This is a genomic window from Brevundimonas bullata (assembly GCF_014207965.1).
Taxonomy (GTDB): domain Bacteria; phylum Pseudomonadota; class Alphaproteobacteria; order Caulobacterales; family Caulobacteraceae; genus Brevundimonas; species Brevundimonas bullata_A.
Genome location: NZ_JACHLM010000001.1, coordinates 471,505 through 487,065 on the forward strand (window position 1 = coordinate 471,505; position 15,561 = coordinate 487,065).

The 15,561-nt window shown below is 69.2% G+C and carries 12 protein-coding genes; 5 read left to right on the forward strand and 7 right to left on the reverse strand.

Annotated features, from left to right (window positions below):
* Window positions 1-12 precede the first annotated feature (12 nt).
* On the forward strand, window positions 13-657 hold the full coding sequence (locus tag HNP51_RS02345) for a LysE family translocator (RefSeq protein ID WP_184266645.1): 645 nt from the start codon (window positions 13-15) through the stop codon (window positions 655-657).
* Between the two features lie 2 nt (window positions 658-659).
* Here HNP51_RS02345 and HNP51_RS02350 read toward each other — a convergent pair whose 3' ends face one another.
* On the reverse strand, window positions 660-2,939 hold the full coding sequence (locus tag HNP51_RS02350) for an outer membrane beta-barrel family protein (RefSeq protein ID WP_184266649.1): 2,280 nt from the start codon (window positions 2,937-2,939) through the stop codon (window positions 660-662).
* Between the two features lie 150 nt (window positions 2,940-3,089).
* Here HNP51_RS02350 and HNP51_RS02355 point away from each other — a divergent pair, with 150 nt between their 5' ends.
* Together HNP51_RS02355 and HNP51_RS02360 are read left to right on the forward strand one after the other, a co-directional pair.
* Window positions 3,090-5,000, forward strand: a complete 1,911-nt coding sequence (locus tag HNP51_RS02355) for a BCCT family transporter (RefSeq protein WP_184266652.1) — start codon at window positions 3,090-3,092, stop codon at window positions 4,998-5,000.
* A 163-nt stretch (window positions 5,001-5,163) separates the two neighbouring features.
* The gene (locus HNP51_RS02360; RefSeq protein WP_184266655.1) at window positions 5,164-6,816 is read left to right on the forward strand and encodes a serine hydrolase; all 1,653 of its coding nucleotides are present in this window, start codon (window positions 5,164-5,166) and stop codon (window positions 6,814-6,816) included.
* Between the two features lie 57 nt (window positions 6,817-6,873).
* Here HNP51_RS02360 and HNP51_RS02365 read toward each other — a convergent pair whose 3' ends face one another.
* The gene (locus HNP51_RS02365; RefSeq protein ID WP_184266658.1) at window positions 6,874-7,278 is read right to left on the reverse strand and encodes a hypothetical protein; all 405 of its coding nucleotides are present in this window, start codon (window positions 7,276-7,278) and stop codon (window positions 6,874-6,876) included.
* A gap of 157 nt (window positions 7,279-7,435) precedes the next feature.
* Here HNP51_RS02365 and HNP51_RS02370 point away from each other — a divergent pair, with 157 nt between their 5' ends.
* Window positions 7,436-8,713, forward strand: a complete 1,278-nt coding sequence (locus tag HNP51_RS02370; RefSeq protein WP_221415696.1) for a hypothetical protein — start codon at window positions 7,436-7,438, stop codon at window positions 8,711-8,713.
* On the opposite strand, the gene HNP51_RS02375 is transcribed toward HNP51_RS02370, so the two are convergent.
* The 4 genes from HNP51_RS02375 to prmC all read right to left on the reverse strand — a co-directional run bounded on the left by HNP51_RS02375 (window position 8,643) and on the right by prmC (window position 13,068).
* On the reverse strand, window positions 8,643-9,197 hold the full coding sequence (locus HNP51_RS02375; RefSeq protein WP_409360095.1) for a DUF4893 domain-containing protein: 555 nt from the start codon (window positions 9,195-9,197) through the stop codon (window positions 8,643-8,645). The two genes, HNP51_RS02370 and HNP51_RS02375, sit on opposite strands and share 71 nt — an antisense overlap.
* A gap of 263 nt (window positions 9,198-9,460) precedes the next feature.
* Window positions 9,461-10,804, reverse strand: coding sequence for an ATP-binding protein (locus HNP51_RS02380; RefSeq protein WP_184266668.1), 1,344 nt, complete (start codon window positions 10,802-10,804; stop codon window positions 9,461-9,463).
* A gap of 82 nt (window positions 10,805-10,886) precedes the next feature.
* Window positions 10,887-11,870 (reverse strand): DUF4167 domain-containing protein, encoded by a 984-nt coding sequence (locus HNP51_RS02385; protein ID WP_260400757.1) that lies wholly within the window; start codon window positions 11,868-11,870, stop codon window positions 10,887-10,889.
* Window positions 11,871-12,171: 301 nt separating this feature from the next.
* Window positions 12,172-13,068, reverse strand: a complete 897-nt coding sequence (prmC, locus tag HNP51_RS02390) for a peptide chain release factor N(5)-glutamine methyltransferase (RefSeq protein WP_184266674.1) — start codon at window positions 13,066-13,068, stop codon at window positions 12,172-12,174.
* A 78-nt stretch (window positions 13,069-13,146) separates the two neighbouring features.
* Here prmC and HNP51_RS02395 point away from each other — a divergent pair, with 78 nt between their 5' ends.
* Window positions 13,147-14,391 carry a YihY/virulence factor BrkB family protein gene (locus tag HNP51_RS02395; protein ID WP_260398286.1) on the forward strand — a complete coding sequence of 415 codons (1,245 nt, stop codon included), beginning with the start codon at window positions 13,147-13,149 and terminating at the stop codon, window positions 14,389-14,391.
* 3 nt (window positions 14,392-14,394) lie between these two features.
* Here HNP51_RS02395 and prfA read toward each other — a convergent pair whose 3' ends face one another.
* Window positions 14,395-15,462 (reverse strand): peptide chain release factor 1, encoded by a 1,068-nt coding sequence (prfA, locus tag HNP51_RS02400; RefSeq protein WP_184266677.1) that lies wholly within the window; start codon window positions 15,460-15,462, stop codon window positions 14,395-14,397.
* Window positions 15,463-15,561 lie beyond the last annotated feature (99 nt).

The following is a 15,561-nucleotide window of genomic DNA, read 5'->3' on the forward strand; positions in this document are numbered from 1 at the left end:
CAGGAGGCCCTGATGGAATTTCTGACGCACGTGCCGGTCGATCCGACGGTCGTCCTGCCCTTCCTGGCGGCGGTGGCGCTGATGGAGCTGACGCCGGGGCCGAACATGGGCTGGCTGGCGATCGTCTCGCTGTCGCAGGGGCGGACGGCGGGGCTGGCGGCGGTGGCCGGGATCACCCTGGGGTTGACGCTGTGGATGGTCGCCGCCGCCTTCGGCCTGACCGAGGTGGTGCTGTTGTGGCCCGCCCTCTACCAGACCATCCGCTGGGCCGGGGTGGGCTTCCTGCTGTGGCTGGCCTGGGACGCCTGGCGCAGCACCGGGGACGGCGCGGACGCGGCGCCGGTCGAGACGCGGCGGCGCGCCCTGTTCCGGCGCGGCCTGATCGGCAACCTGCTGAACCCCAAGGCGGCCCTGCTCTATGTGGTCCTGTTGCCCGGCTTCATCCGCCCCGCCCACGGCTCGACGCTGACGCAGGCCCTGGCGTTGGGCAGCCTGCACGTCGTGGTCAGCGTCATCGTCCACTCGGTCATCGTGCTGACGGCGGCGCGGGCGGGCGGCGCCCTTCTGACCCGCACCCAGGGGCCGGCGATGCGCGCCGTCATGGCCCTGGGCCTGGTCGCCATCGCCATCTGGACCGCCTGGGAGACGCGGGCCTGAAATCAGCCGCCGGTCGGGCCGGTCGAGAAGTCGAACTGCGGCTCGGGCTTGCGCGGCCCGCCGCCGAACGACCAGGTCAGGCCCAGGTAGAAGGCGCGCAGGTTGATGTCCTGATCGACCCGCTCGCGGAACAGGGGCGTGTCATAGGTGGTGGCCCCGCCGAAGGAGTTGAGGATGTCGCGCGCGGTGAACTGCAGCGACAGGGTCTCGTTGAGCTTGCGGCGATAGCCCAGGTTGACCATTCCGCCGCTCTCGCGCGTGCCTTGCGCCAGCAACTGGTCGCCCTGCCAGAAGCCCATGACCTGGACGAAGTCCTTGGGCGTGGCCTGCCAGTTGAGGCTGAGGCGGCCCGTCACCAGGTCGCCCTCGCGGTCCCGCGCGCCCGGGATGCCGGCGGCGTCGAGTTCCTGGCGGAAGACGTTGATGCCGGCGTTGTAGCGCAGGGTCGGGTGCAGACGGCCGCTGGCGGTCAGCTCGACGCCCAGATCGCGCCGGGCGCCGAGGTTCTCGGGCCGGGTCAGCAGGACCCCGCCGCCGACGTCGGTCGCCACGTCGGTGAAGGCCTTGGTCGTGTCGCGGTAATAGGCGGTGGCCTGATAGAAGCTCTGGCCGCGCCGCATCTGCCACATGGCCTCGAAGCTGTCCGTCTCCTGCGGCTCCAGGTTCGGATTGCCCGAGCGCAGGTTCAGCGGGTCGCTGTAGGAGACGAACGGGTTCAACTGGGTCGGCTGCGGCCGCTGGATGCGGCGCGAATAGCTGGCGCGCAGGGTCTGGGCATCCGTCAGCTTGTACTGGACGTGGCCGGTCGGATAGGCGCGGAAATAGTCCTGAGAGGCGCGCACGGCGTTGGTGACGTCCTCGATCTCGACCTCGGCCTGTTCCAGACGCAGGCCGAACTGGGCCGACAGCTTCTCGCCGAAAGGGCGCTCATAGGTGGCGTAGAGGGCGTGGACCGTCTGTTCGGCCTCGAAGCGGTTGCTCAGGCTCGGCACGGGGGCCAGGGCGGCCTCCGACGGGCCGCGCCGAAGGACATTGTCCTGATCCGGACGGCTGAGGCTCAGCTCATAGCCGGCGCGCAGCTTGGAGTCGTCGTTCATCGGGCGCGTGTAGGCGCTGGTGAAGCCGATCGTTTCCTGGGCGCTTAGCCCTCTCTGCTGCTCATACAGCGTCGGCGCGACGGGGACCGAGAAGACGTTGGCGTTCAGCGACGTGTTCTCATGGTCGTTGCGGTCATAGCGCAGCTCGTTGGACCATTCATGACCCGAGGTGTCGAACTGATGCAGGACGCGGGCGGTGGCGCCCCAGCCGTCCATGCTGAAGCCGCCCACGCCGTCGCGCGTGTAGGCGCGGGTCAGGGCCCCCGCCGCATCGCGCGTTTCAAACAGCCCCCAGGCCTCGGAGTCGGCCTCGAAGCGGTTGGCGCGCAGCTCGCCGGTCAGCATCGTCTTGTCTGTCAGGCGATACTCGGCGGCGAACCGGGCGAAAACGCCCTTCTGGACCGTGTCGTTATTCTGGACCGTGGTGGTCGTGGAGGTGACGCCGCCGCTGACCGGGTCGAGCTGTTCGCGCAGCCGGTCGAAAGCGAAGGTCTGATCATCGTAGCGATAGTTGAGGTCGCCGGTCAGGGTCAGCTTGCCGCGCTGGCGCGAGCCGCTGGCCCCGAGGTTCCAGCGCCCGTTGTCGCCGACATTGACCCGCACGGAGCCGGTGGCGGTCGTCGTCGCGGGCGCGCCGGGCGCTCCGGCGACGGCCAGAGGCGTCGGCTTGGTGATCAGGTTGATGACCCCGCCCGAGCCCTCGGGGCTGTAGGCGGCCGAGGGGTTGGTCATCACCTCGATCCGCGCATAGCGGCTGCCGGGCAGCTGCAGGATGGCGTCGGCGCGGTTCGGCCCGGACAGGATGGCCGAGGGGCGGCCGTCCACCAGAATGGTGACATTGCCGTCGCCGCGAAGGGAGACATTGCCCTGGGGGTCGACGTCGACCGACGGCACGTTGCGCAGGGCTTCGGCCAGGGTGCCGTTCGCGGCCTGAAGGTCGTCGGCCAGGCTGTAGCTGATGGAGTCGATCGAGGTCCGCACGTCGTTGGCGCGGGCGGTGACGACGACGTCGCCCACGGCGGCCGGCTGATCCTTGTCTTCAGGCTCCTGCGGGCTCGGCGTGGCCGGGGGCGTCTGGGCCTGCTGGGTTCCGGCCGCGGGGGGCGGCGTCTGGGCGGCCAGGACGGCGCCCGCCGGCAAGGCCAGAACAACGCCCAGCAGCGGAGCAAGTTTGAGTTTCGACATGGTCGCGTCCCTGCGGACGTCCCCTCGACGCCCCCTCGAACAGAGCGACTATCAGCCGGACCTCGCCGACCACAGTTACATCTTCTTCATGCCGATGGCCGCTCTGTGACGCGGCATGGAACCCCAAGCGTCGCTGTGCGCTAGGGACCCATGCTGACGACCAAGATGAACCCCCGTGTCTTCTGGGGGGCCAGCGCCATCGCGGGCGCCCTGCTTCTCCTCGCCCTGATCGCGCCCTCGACGTCCGACCTGATTTTCGGCGCGGCCCAGGCCTGGGTTATCGACACCTTCGGCTGGTTCTATGTGGCCGTAGTCGCGGGCTTTCTGCTATTCGTCACCGTTCTGGCCGTGGGGCCGACCGGGCGGCTGAAGCTGGGGCCGGACGACGCCGAGCCGGACTTCCCCTATGTCTCCTGGCTGGCCATGCTGTTCGCCGCGGGCATGGGCATCGGCCTGATGTACTTCGCCGTGGCCGAGCCGGTGCAGCACTACATCGCCCCGCCCGAGGCCGCGCCCGGTACGATCGACGCCGCGCGAGAGGCCATGGTCATCACCTATACCCACTGGGGCGTCCACGCCTGGGCCATCTATGCCGTGGTGGGGCTGAGCCTGGCCTATTTCGCCCACCGCAAGGGCCTGCCGCTGACCATGCGGTCGGGACTCTATCCGCTGCTGGGCAAGCGCATCAACGGGCCGATCGGGGACGCCGTCGACATCTTCGCCATCTGCGGCACCCTGTTCGGCATCGCCACCTCCCTGGGGCTGGGCGTGGCCCAGATCACCTCGGGGCTGAACTATGTGGCGGGCGTGCCCAATACGGTGACAGTGCAGGTCGGGCTGATCGTCGTGGTCATGGGGGCGGCGACGATCTCGGTCCTGACCGGGGTGGACAAGGGGGTGCGGCGGCTGTCCGAGCTGAACCTGATCCTGGCCGTCTGCCTGATGCTGTTCGTGCTGGCGGTGGGGCCGACCCTGTTCCTGCTGCGGGCCTATGTGCAGAATTTCGGCCTCTATCTGGATCACTTCTTCGTCCGCACCTTCACCCTCTACGCCTATGAGCCGCGGGCCTGGATGGCGGACTGGACCCTGTTCTACTGGGCCTGGTGGATCGCCTGGTCGCCGTTCGTGGGCATGTTCATCGCCCGGATCTCGCGCGGGCGGACGGTGCGGGAGTTCGTCATCGGCGTGCTGCTGGTCCCGACCGCCTTCACCTTCCTGTGGATGACGGTCTTCGGCAACTCGGCCATGGGCCTGGACCTCGGCATAGCGGGCGGCGCGATTTCGGACGCGGTGCAGGCCGACCTGTCGACGGCCCTGTTCCACTTCCTGGAGTACCTGCCGGGCACGGCCATCACCTCGACCCTGGCGGTGGCCCTGGTCGCGGTCTTCTTCGTCACCTCGGCCGATTCCGGCTCGCTGGTCATCGACACCCTGGCCTCGGGCGGCGCCGAGGAGACGCCGCGCTGGCAGAGGATCTACTGGTGCGGGCTTCTGGGACTGACGGCGGCCCTGCTGCTGCTGGCAGGGGGTCTGGGCGCGCTGCAGGCCGCGACCCTGGTGGCGGCCCTGCCGTTCGCCGTCATCATGATCCTGCTGGCCTTCGGACTGGCGCGGCAGATGGACGCCGACCTCAAGGGCGAGGCGATCGAGACCGAGGCTCCGCCGATCCGAGAACGGCTGAAGCGCATCTTCGCCCCCGCCAGCCGCAAGGACATCGCCCGCCAGATCGAGCGTCAGGGCGCCCCCGCCCTGGTCGAGGTGCGCGACGCCCTGGTCGAGGGCGGGCTGGAGAACAGCCGGGTCGAGATGGACGAGACCGGCGTCTGGCTGGTGGTCGAGCACGCCAATGGGCGCGACTTCCTCTATCGCATCGGCGCCCGGTCGCGGCCTCTGCCGGCCCTGACCGCGCTGGAGGCGCCGGAGGGGCGGCGGGCGCTCGAATGGCGGATGACGGCCCAGACCGGGGACGGCACGCGCGCCAGGGACGTCACCGGCTTTACGCGGGCGCAGATCGTGGCCGACGTGTTGGAGCATCTGCAACGGTGGCGGCTGGCGGCCTGAAGTCGGCTGTCATCCCGGAAGCGGCGCAGCCGCTATCCGGGACCGCAGGAAACGCGGCGTCTTGAGCGGTCCCGGCTCTTCGGCCGGGATGACGAGCAGGGTGAGGTCTTGGCCGCAGAGGCGGGGGGCGGTAGCGTCGCCGCTCATGTCGGGAGCTTCGCCTATGTCCATCCGCCTGTCGCGCCGTGCGGCCCTGTTTTCCTCCGCCGTCGCCGCCTCGAGCGCCGCCCTGCCCGGTCTGGCCCTGGCTCAGGTCCGCGCCGACACGCGCACCGACGAGGAGATCGCCGCCGCCGCCGACGCCTGGGTGCAGCGCTGCATGGCGGCCTGGCCGGAACAGCCCGCCGTGTCCCTGGCCCTGGTGCGCGACGGCAAGACGGTCCTGGCCAAGGGTTACGGCGTGCGCCGTCAGGGCAAGGCCGAACCCGCCGACGAACACACCCTGTTCGCCATCGCCTCCAACTCCAAGAACGTCACCGCCGCCTGCCTGGCAATCCTGGTCGACGAGGGCAAGGTCAAGTGGGACGAGCCGATCAGGACCTACCTGCCCGGCTTCACCCTGTCGGACCCGATGGTGGGCGAGCGCATCACCGTGCGCGATACGCTGAGCCACCGCGCCGGTTTCGGCCTGGGCGCCGGCGACCTGCTATTCTGGCCCAACAGCGACCGGACGCGCGCCGAGGTCCTGGCCCAGGCCGCCTTCGTGCCCATCGAGGACGGCTTCCGCGAGGACTACCACTACTGCAACCTGATGTTCGTGGTGGCGGGCGCGGTGATCGAGAAGATGTCCGGCCTGTCGTGGGAGGACTTCGTCCAGACTCGCATCTTCGACAAGGTCGGCATGAGCGAGAGCGTGCCCCTGGCCCGTCTGGCCGACCCGAAGAAGAGCGCCCTGCCTCACGGCCGCGTCGGCCCGCCCCTGCGCTACCAGGGCGCGATGACCCAGATCGCCGACTCCATCGTCGAAGTGTGGAACTGGGATTCGGCGGCGGCGGCGGGCGGCATCTGCACCAGCGCCCACGACTGGGCCAAGTGGATCGCCGTGCGCCTGAACGACGGCAGGCTGGCCGACGGAACCCGGCTGTTCTCCGAAGCCGCCGCGCGCGAGATGGTCAAGCCCAACATCATCGTCTCGTCGTCCAACGGGCCGACGGCGGAGTTGCCCAACCGGGCCGTGGCCTCGACCTACGCCATGGGCTTGCAGGTGCAGGACTATCGCGGCGAGCGGCTGGCCACCCACGGCGGCGGATCGCCCGGCGGCATCTCGGCCACGGTGCTGATCCCCGGCCGCAAGATCGGCTTCTCGGTCTTCACCAACGCCGAGGAGAGCTTCCTCTTACGCGCCCTGCGCTCAGGCCTGTCGGACATCGCCATGAACCAGGTCGACGTCGACTGGATCGCCGATTCCAAGAAGCGCGAGGCCGAAGGGACCGAGAAATCGCTGAAGGCCGCCGTCGAGATCGACGCCAAACAGGCGGCGGGCGCGGCGCCGTCCATGCCGCTGGACGCCTATGTCGGAACCTGGCGCGATCCCTGGTACGGCGACATCGTCATTGAACAGAAGACCGAGGGGCGCGGCCGCAACCGCAAGACCGGCCTGTGGCTGCGCTTCACCCACACCCCGGCGCTACAGGGCTGGCTGGAGCCCTACGACGGCGAGACCTTCCGCACCCGCTTCCCCGACAAGCGCGAAGAGGACGCCTTCATCACCTTCAACATCGCCACGGCCAAGCCCGCGACCGCCACGGTCAAGGGCGTCTCGCCCGACATCGACTTCTCTTACGACTATCAGGACCTGCGGCTAACGCGGGTCTGAGGCCAGCAAAAAGGGGTGGTCCCGACGGACCGCCCCTTCTTCATTTCGCCAAAGGGATCAGCGCGCTGCGGGGCGCTGGCCGGCTTCCAGGATGGGCATCCCCGCCTCGGTGGGGATGTAGATGGTCTGGCGACCTTCCTTGCCGGCGGTCTCCTGCAGCATGTTGATGTAGGACCAGCGCAGATAGGCCTCGGGGCCGCCGAGGGCCTCGGCCATGATGCGGTTGGCCTCATTGGCGCCCTTGGCGCGCTCAATCTCGGCGGCGGCAGTCAGCTTGGCCGAGTCCAGCGCGGCCTGAGCCTCCAGCACGCGGATGCGGCGGTTCTGCACCGCCTCCTCATAGGCCGCCTTGCCCGCCATCTGCTTGGAATAGACGTTGTAGGTGGGGAAGCCGATCAGGAAGATCGCCGCCAGCACGCCGATCGCGATGACCGAACCGATAGTGAAACCCACGCCGCGCATCCGCGCCTCCCCTTGAATCTGAACGGCGATCAGGGTGGACGCCGGGAGAGGCGTGGGTCAAGCGCGGTTCAGCGACATCACGCCACAGGCGTATCCGATTTACGGCAGCGCTTGACCGGCCTAGTCAGTCGCGATGACCAGCGAACGCCGTTCTTCAATGACATCCTTGCGCGTGATGCTGATCGGCGACGCGCGCATGGCCTTCCCTGTCGCCAAGGCCCTGAATCAGGCCGGCCACCGGGTCTTCGCCGGGGTGTCGACGTCCAGCAACTATCTGGAATGGTCGCGCCATGTGAGCGGCGCCTTCCGCCATTCGCCGCTGGAGCCGGGGACGGACGAAGCCCTGCCGGTCATCCTGAACTGGCTGGACCGCCACCCGGTCGACGTCATCCAGCCCGTCAGCGAGGCGGGGTCGCGCTTCATCACCCGTCACCGGGCGGCGTTCGAGGCGCGGGCGCGGCTGATCATGCCCGAAGCCGAGACGGTCGAGACCTGCATGAACAAGACGGCGATGTTCGCGCTGTGCGAGACCCTGGGCGTCGCCCTGGCGCCCCATCGGCGGGTGCAGGACATGGCCGGGCTGCAGGCCGCGGCGGCGACCATCGGCTACCCCCTGATCGTCAAGCCCGCCGTGGTCGACGCCGAGCTGTTCGGGCGCAAGGCCCTGATCATCGCCGACGCGGCGCAGCTGGCCGACGCCATGCCGCACTGGCCGGACATCCACCCCGAGCTGATCGTGCAGAAGTACGTCGCCGGCCCGCGCCACAGCGTCATCTTCAGCGCCGATCGCGGACGGCTTCTGGGCGCCGTCGAGATCAAGGCCGCGCGCACCCATGAGTACGACGGCACCGGCTACACCACCTATGGCGTGACGGTCGACCCGACCCCCCTGGTGCGCGAAGGGGTGGAGAAGCTGGTCGCGCACCTGGCCTATTCCTCGACCGGCTGCGCCCAGTTCATCGTCTGCCCGACGACGGGCGAGGTGACCTTCATGGAGATCAATCCGCGCGTCAGCCTGGGGCGGATTTCGGAATGCGCGGGCCTGCCGCACAGCGTCTGGGGACTGAAGCTGGCCACAGGCCAGCCGGTCGCCGCGCCCGCCGATCCCTGGGCTGTCTATCGGCGCGGGGTGCGCTACGTCTGGACCAAGGGCGACCTGACCCTGCTGATCAATCAGGTGAAACGCGCTCAGGTCGCGCCGGGCGCTGCCCTGCGGCGGCTGACGCAGATCGGGATCGATGCGCTGCAATGCGCCCACGCCATCTTTGATCCGCTGGATCCGCTGCCGGCCCTGGGAACCTATAGCAACATCCTGATCAAGCGGTGGCGTCGCCACCCGGAGTATCAGCCGGGCTGGGTTCCGGTCAGCGGCGCGCCGACGCCGGGACCAGTTCGATCAGATCCAGATTGGACTCGTTCGCCGGCCAGGGGATGACCATGCGCCAGCGGCGTTCGCCGATGCGTTCGACCACGGCGACCATGTCGCGCTCTGGCCGCAGACCATAGGAGCGGGCGGCGGGTTCAGAGGCCAGGGCCATGGAGCCGAGGAAGACCATCTGACGGTCGTTCTCGGGGAAGAGCAGGCCGCTGGGCCGCTGCGACCCGGTCAGCTTGCTGAACTTCAGGCCCGCCGGGGTCTGTTCGATGCGGCAGGCGAACCAGCCGTAAACCACATAGCCTAGCCCGCCCTCGCCGCCCTGAGAGCCCAGCTTGACGGTGCGGCAACGGTAGTTCCCGACCGGCGGCGTCACCGAGGGTCGCGCGGCGTCCGGGTCGATCAGGTCGCCCAGGCTGTTGAGGTCGCCCGACCCGAGCTGACGCTTCGCCTGTTGCAGCGCCAGGGTCCAGGCGGCGTCGCGACGCTGATAGCGGTCGCGGTCGGCGGCGGTGATGACGCCGCGCCAGTCGCTCAAAACCACGCCGTTCGGGGCGTTCGGGGCTGGCGGCGGAGGCGGTGGAGGCGGTGGAGGCGGCGTGGTCGCACAGGCCGCCAGCATGCTTGATAAAAGCGCGCCTGGGATCAGGGCGCGGGAGACCTTCGCCTTGAAACGCAAAATGCCGGCCGACGATCGTGACATGGGCTCTCCCTAGCACAGGGTCGCAAAGCCCCTCCCCGCCTAGGAAGCCCTCTCGACGCCTCGCGTCAAGCCCGAGGCGAAGGCTCGCCGTTACGCCAGGCGCGTCAGGCGGCGCCGGCTCCGGCTGTCCGGGTCGCGATGTCAGGCGTCAGCGCCCGCGACAGGGCCTCGACCAGGGCGGGAATGTGCAGGGGCTTGGTCAGGTATTCGGCAAAGCCCGCCTCGCGTCCGCGCCGCATGTCGGCGGGGGTGGCCCTGGCTGACAGGGCCAGGACCGGCAAACCGCGCGTCAAGGGATCCTCGGCCAGCCGCGCCTTGACCTCGAACCCGTCCATGCCCGGGAGATTGATGTCGAGGATGACGACGTCGGGCCTCAGGTCGCGGGCCAGGGCCAGCCCTTCCGGTCCCGTCTCAGCCACGTGCAGCTGAATCCGCCCCAGAGCCGTGATCACATGCCGCATCAGGGCGATGTTGGAGGGGTTGTCCTCGACATAGAGCAGCGTCGCCTCAGGCAGGTCCATTTTCGGCACTGGCGAAGCGGCGACGAGGCGGGGCTGGGCCACGGCGAGCGGCAGGTGGACGGTGAAGACGGTGCCCTCGCCTTCTCGGCTCTCGGCCTCCAGTCGGCCGCCCATGGCCTGGATCAGCCGCCGCGCCACGGCCAGACCGAGACCCGCGCCCGCCACATCGGAGGCTTCGCGGCCCAGACGGTTGAAGGGTTGGAACAGGTCGTCCATGCGGGCGGCCGGCAGGCCGGGGCCGGTGTCGTGGACGCTGAGACTGACGCCCTCGGACGACTGATGCGCCTCGATCAGGACCGCGCCGCCGGGGCGGTTGTATTTGACGGCGTTGCCGATCAGGGCGGTCAGCACCTGACGCAGGCGCTCGCGGTCGGCGAGGGCGGCCAGACCGGCCACCGGCGGCGGCTCACGCAGGTCCACCCCGGCCGTCTGCGCCGTGGGGCGCAAGGTCTCGCAGACCTGACGCGCGATCAGCAGGGGATCGACCCGCTCGACCTCCAGCGTCAGACGCCCCCCCTCGATGTCAGCCAGGTTCAGCACCTCGTCGACCAGGGTCAGCAGCCGGGCGCCGGCGGCCCGGATCTGTTCGACGGCCTGATGCTGGCGGTGGCTCAGCGGCTCCAGCGCCTCATTGATCCGCATCAGGTCGGAAAACCCGATGACGGCGTTGAGGGGGGTGCGCAGTTCGTGGCTCATGCTGGCCAGGAACTCGGTCTTGGCGCGATGCGCCGCCTCGACCTGGGCCGCCTGGCCTTCGGCGACGGCCAGGGCGGTTTCCAGATCACGCGCCCGCTGTTCGGCGCGGGCTTCGAGCGTGGCGTTGACCCGCCGCAAGAGGGCAACCTCGCGCCGGGCCTTCATCGCTAGTCGCAACCCTGCCCAACAGCCCGACAAGGCAAAGGCGACCACCACCAGAACGAGTACCATCGCGCGTCCTCCCGATGACTCGAGAATGACGCGGATAGATTGCAGCTATGTAAATATGCGCGCTAAAGTTGCACGCACCCGATCAGCCTTCGTCGGCCGCCGGTTCGACCTTGCGACGCGGGGCGCGGCGCTTGGGCGCGGGAGCCTCTTCCGCCGTGTCCGTCTCGTCCGAGGACGGAGCGGTCGGGCGGGTCAGGAAGCCGGGCAGGCCCATGCCGTCGCTGACTTCGGCATCGGCGGGAGCGTCGGCGACCGGCGCGCGTTCGGCGCGCGGGCGGCGCGGGGCGCGAGCAGGACGGGCGTCGGCCTCTGCGGCCTCGGCGACCGGAGCCGCTTCGTCCGAACCAGCCTCGGGGACGTACTCAGCCTCGGACAGAGCGCGGGCTTCGTCCTCGGGCGTGGCCTCGCCGGCCTCGAAGCGACGGTTGCGTTCCTCGCGGCGACGCTCCCAGCGTTCGCGGCGGGTCTCGCGGCGGCCGCCCTCGCGGTTCTCGCCCTCGGCGCGGGGTTCGCGGTCGTCAGCACGCGGCTCGCGGGCTTCACGGGGCTCGCGCGATTCACGATCCCGGTCGCGATTGTTGTCACGGTCTCGGTTGTCGCGATCACGGTTGTCGCGGTTGTTGTAGTCCCGGTCGCGGTTGGCGTCGCGTTCGGCGCGCTCGGCCTGGCGGCGAGCCTCATCGTCGAGCTTCTGCTGTTCGGCCTGGGCGGCGGCGATGATGGCGGCGGCCTGGGCGCCCGACTCGTCTTCGAAGTCGATGTCGAAGCCCTGACCAGCCAGTTCGCGCTGGGCGATCTCGCTGACCGGACGCTGCGGCTGCAAGGCGCGCAGGACGCGGAAATAGTGTTCGGCGTGCTGGGTGTAGTTTTCGGCGAGCACCCGGTCGCCGGCGGCCGAGGCGTCGCGCGCCAGCTGCATATAGCGTTCATAGACGGTCTGGGCGTTGCCGCGGACCTTGATGTTCTCGGGGCCTTGCGAGTCCCACGACCGGTTCGGATTGGTGGCGTTGGCGTTGTTGCCGCCGCCGCTACCGGGCTTCCGGTTGCGTCCGCGCTGACGCTTCATGCCCTTGAAATCTCTCATCGGAGCTTACCGTGCTGGTGCGGGCCGCCGTCGGTTAAGGACGGGCAGGACCCAGTTCGTCGTTCCGTTCGGTCGGGGCCAATCCCCGTATCGATGTGCTCGGAAAACTAATCGTCGCCCCGTGGTCCGCCGGGCCAACCCGGCCCGACCGTCACTGGCCCAGACGCGCTTGAGCGAGCAAACCGGCTCGAAAAGGATGCGTATGAGTGGGAGACAAGAAACGACTTAGCGCGCGGCGAAGCGGTTTCCAAGGGTTTTATTGCAGGGCCTGCGCGGCCTCCCGTCACGCTTCCGGGATGGGATCGACGCGCGGGTCGGGCCCATTGGTGACGACGCGGTCACGGTCGCCCAGGTCCTTGACCACCTTGACCCCGGTGAAGCCGGCGGCCTCGAACAGGGCCTTGACCGCCGCCCCCTGATCCCAGCCGATCTCGACGGCGAAGACGCCTTCAGGGCGCAGGATGCGGGCGATCTCGGGGGCCAGGTCGCGATAGGGCTGAAGCCCGTCGGGACCGCCGTCCAGCGCCAGATGCGGGTCGTGGTCGCGGACCTCCGGGTCCAGACCAGCGATGTCGCCCGTCGGGATATAGGGCGGGTTGGACACCACCAGGTCGAAGCTGTCGTCAGCAAAGCCGGCAGCCCATTCGGTGCGCATGAAGGTGCAGCGGCCGTCCAGGTCCAGGTTGGCGGCGTTCTCACGCGCCACGGCGATGGCCTCGGTCGAAATGTCGGTGCCGACGCCGCGCGCGCCGGGGCGCTCGACCAGGGTGGCCAGCAGGATGGCGCCCGAGCCGGTGCCCAGGTCGATGAAGTCAAAGGCCCGCTGCGGCGGGAAGGCGCGGACGATGACGTCCAGCAGGGTCTCGGTGTCCGGGCGCGGGCTGAGCACGTCGGGGGTGACGTTCAGCATGATCTTCCAGAAGCCCTTCTTGCCCAGGATGCGCGACACCGGCTCGCGCTTCAGGCGGCGTTCGACCATGGCCTCGAAGGCGGCGAACTTGTCGGCGTCGAGAACGCGATAGGGATCGTTCAGAATGTCGACGCGGCCCACGCCGGTCGACGCCTCCAGCAACAGGCGTGCGTCGATCGACGGGCTGTCGATGCCGGCGGCTTTCAACTGGGCTTGCGCGCCTTTCCAGGCGGTGAGCAGGGTCGGGGCGGCGGGGGCGTTTTCGGACATGATCGCTGATTGGCGCTTGCAGCGGGCGATTTCAAGACGGAACGCAGATCGAGCGTGACCGTTGAGGAGCGGATGGGGATGCACAACCTTCTGAAACGGACGCCCCGTCGGCGCGGGCGACGCGGAAACGGCGGCGCGATCTGGCGCTATCTGGGCGCGGCGGCGGGCGGCTTGGCCGCCGGGGCCACGGCGGCGCACCTGCTCTATACCCAGGGCCACAAGTACGGCGTCGAACTGAGGCCCAAACGGCCCGAGCCCCTGCCCCCGCGCGATCCGGCGCCCGAGGACTACGACGCCGATGAACCCGGCCGCGGGCGGCTGGCCCCGCATCCGCTGCATATTCCGCGCAAGGGCTGGGTCGACATCGCCTGGCGCACAGGCATGGGCTATTTCGGCGACCGGGTCGGCTTCGTCGCCGGGGGCGTGACCTTCTTCATGCTGCTGGCCCTGTTTCCGACGCTCGGCGCCTTCGTCACCATCTACGGCCTGTTCGCCGATCCGGCCGACGCCTGGAGCCAGCTGAGCTTCCTCTATGAGGTGCTGCCGTCGAACGTGGCCCAGTTCCTGGGCGCGGAAATGCAGCGGCTGGCGAGCGGTTCGACCGGCGAGCTGACCTTCACCCTGGTCTGGACCCTGGCCTTGTCGCTGCTGGCGGCCAACGGCGGGGTGAAGACCCTCTTCTATGGCCTGAACCTCGCCTATCACGAGGTCGAGCGGCGCAACATCATCACCTACAACCTGATGTGCATGGGCTTTACGGTCTCCGGCCTGCTGGCGGTTCTCATCAGTTCGGGTCTGGTGGTCGGCGTGCCGGTGGTGCTGGCGGTGTTCGGGCTGGAAGAGGAATGGGCCCACCTGGCGCCCCTGCGCTGGCCCCTGCTCTACTTCGGCTATGTCGCCGCCCTGGCGTTGATCTACCGCATGGGACCGTGCCGGGCGCGGGCGCGCTGGCGCTGGCTGACGCCGGGGGCCCTGTTCGCGGCGGCGCTGAGCCTGCTGGTGTCCTTCCTGTTCAGCTGGTTCCTGGGCAACTTCGTGCGCACCGATTCCTATGGTCCGCTGGCGGCGGCCATGGGCTTCCTGCTGTGGACATGGATTTCGGTGCAGGTGATCCTGATGGGCGCCCGGCTGAACGCCGAGATCGAGCATCAGACCGCGCTGGACACCACCGTGGGCGAGCCCCTGCCGCTCGGCGAGCGCGGGGCGGTGATGGCGGATTCGGTCGGGCCGCGCCGGGGCAATCCGGCGGCCCTGGCCTTCACCCTGAAATACGCCGAGGCCCTGGGCGACCGCCTGCTGAAGCGGCGCATCCGGCGTCGCTGACGCCTAGCTGAACTCGGCTTCCAGATCGGCGAGGCGGGCGGCCTGATCCTCGGCGATCAGGGCGTTCAGCAGGGGGTCGATGTCGCCTTCCATGATCTGGGGCAGGCTGTGCAGGGTCAGGTTGATGCGGTGATCGCTGACCCGGCCTTGCGGATAGTTGTAGGTGCGGATGCGCTCGGAGCGGTCGCCCGAGCCGACCTGGGACTTGCGCGTATCGGACCGGGCCAGGTCCTTGGCCTGACGCTGCATGTCGTACAGGCGCACGCGCAGGTTCTTCATCGCCTTGTCGCGATTGACGTGCTGAGACTTCTCGGACGAGGTCACCATGATGCCGGTGGGCAGGTGGGTGATGCGCACGGCGGAATCGGTCGTGTTGACGTGCTGGCCGCCGCTGCCCGACGACCGATAGGTGTCGATGCGGATGTCCTTGTCGTGGATCTCGATCTCGACGTCCTCGACCTCGGGCAGGACCGCCACCGTGGCCGCCGAGGTGTGGATGCGGCCCTGGGACTCGGTCGCCGGCACGCGCTGCACCCGGTGGACGCCGCTCTCGAACTTCAGTCGGCCGAACACGCCCTCGCCGGTGACGGTGGCGATGATTTCCTTGTAGCCGCCCGCGTCGCCCTCGGTCAGGCTGTCGACCTCGACGCGCCAGCCGCGCGACTGGGCGTAGCGTGAATACATGCGGAACAGGTCGCCGGCGAATATGGCCGCCTCGTCCCCGCCGGTGCCGGCGCGCACTTCCAGCACCGCCGAGGCGTTTTCGTCGGCGTCGCGAGGGGCCAGCAGCAGGGCGACCTCGCGCTCCAGATCCGGCAGGCGCGCGTTCAGGGCGTCCAGTTCGTCGGCGGCCATGGCGGCCATTTCGGGGTCCGAGGCCATGGCCTGCAGGTCCTCGACCTCGGCGCGGGCGCGGGCCAGGGTCTGCACCGCCTCGGCCACCGGCTTCAGCTCGGCATATTCTTTCGACAGGCGCACGATCTCGGCGCCGTCCGAGGCCGCGCCCATGCGCGCCTCCACCTGGTGGAAGCGGTCGAGCACCTGATCGAGCCGGGCCTGGGGCAGTCGCAAGGGAGCGTCCTTTGAAGGGAAATTCGAGCGCGGAGCCTTACCCGTCGGACCGCCCCCTGTCGATGAAAAGGCCGGAACACGCGCAGATGGAGCGATTGT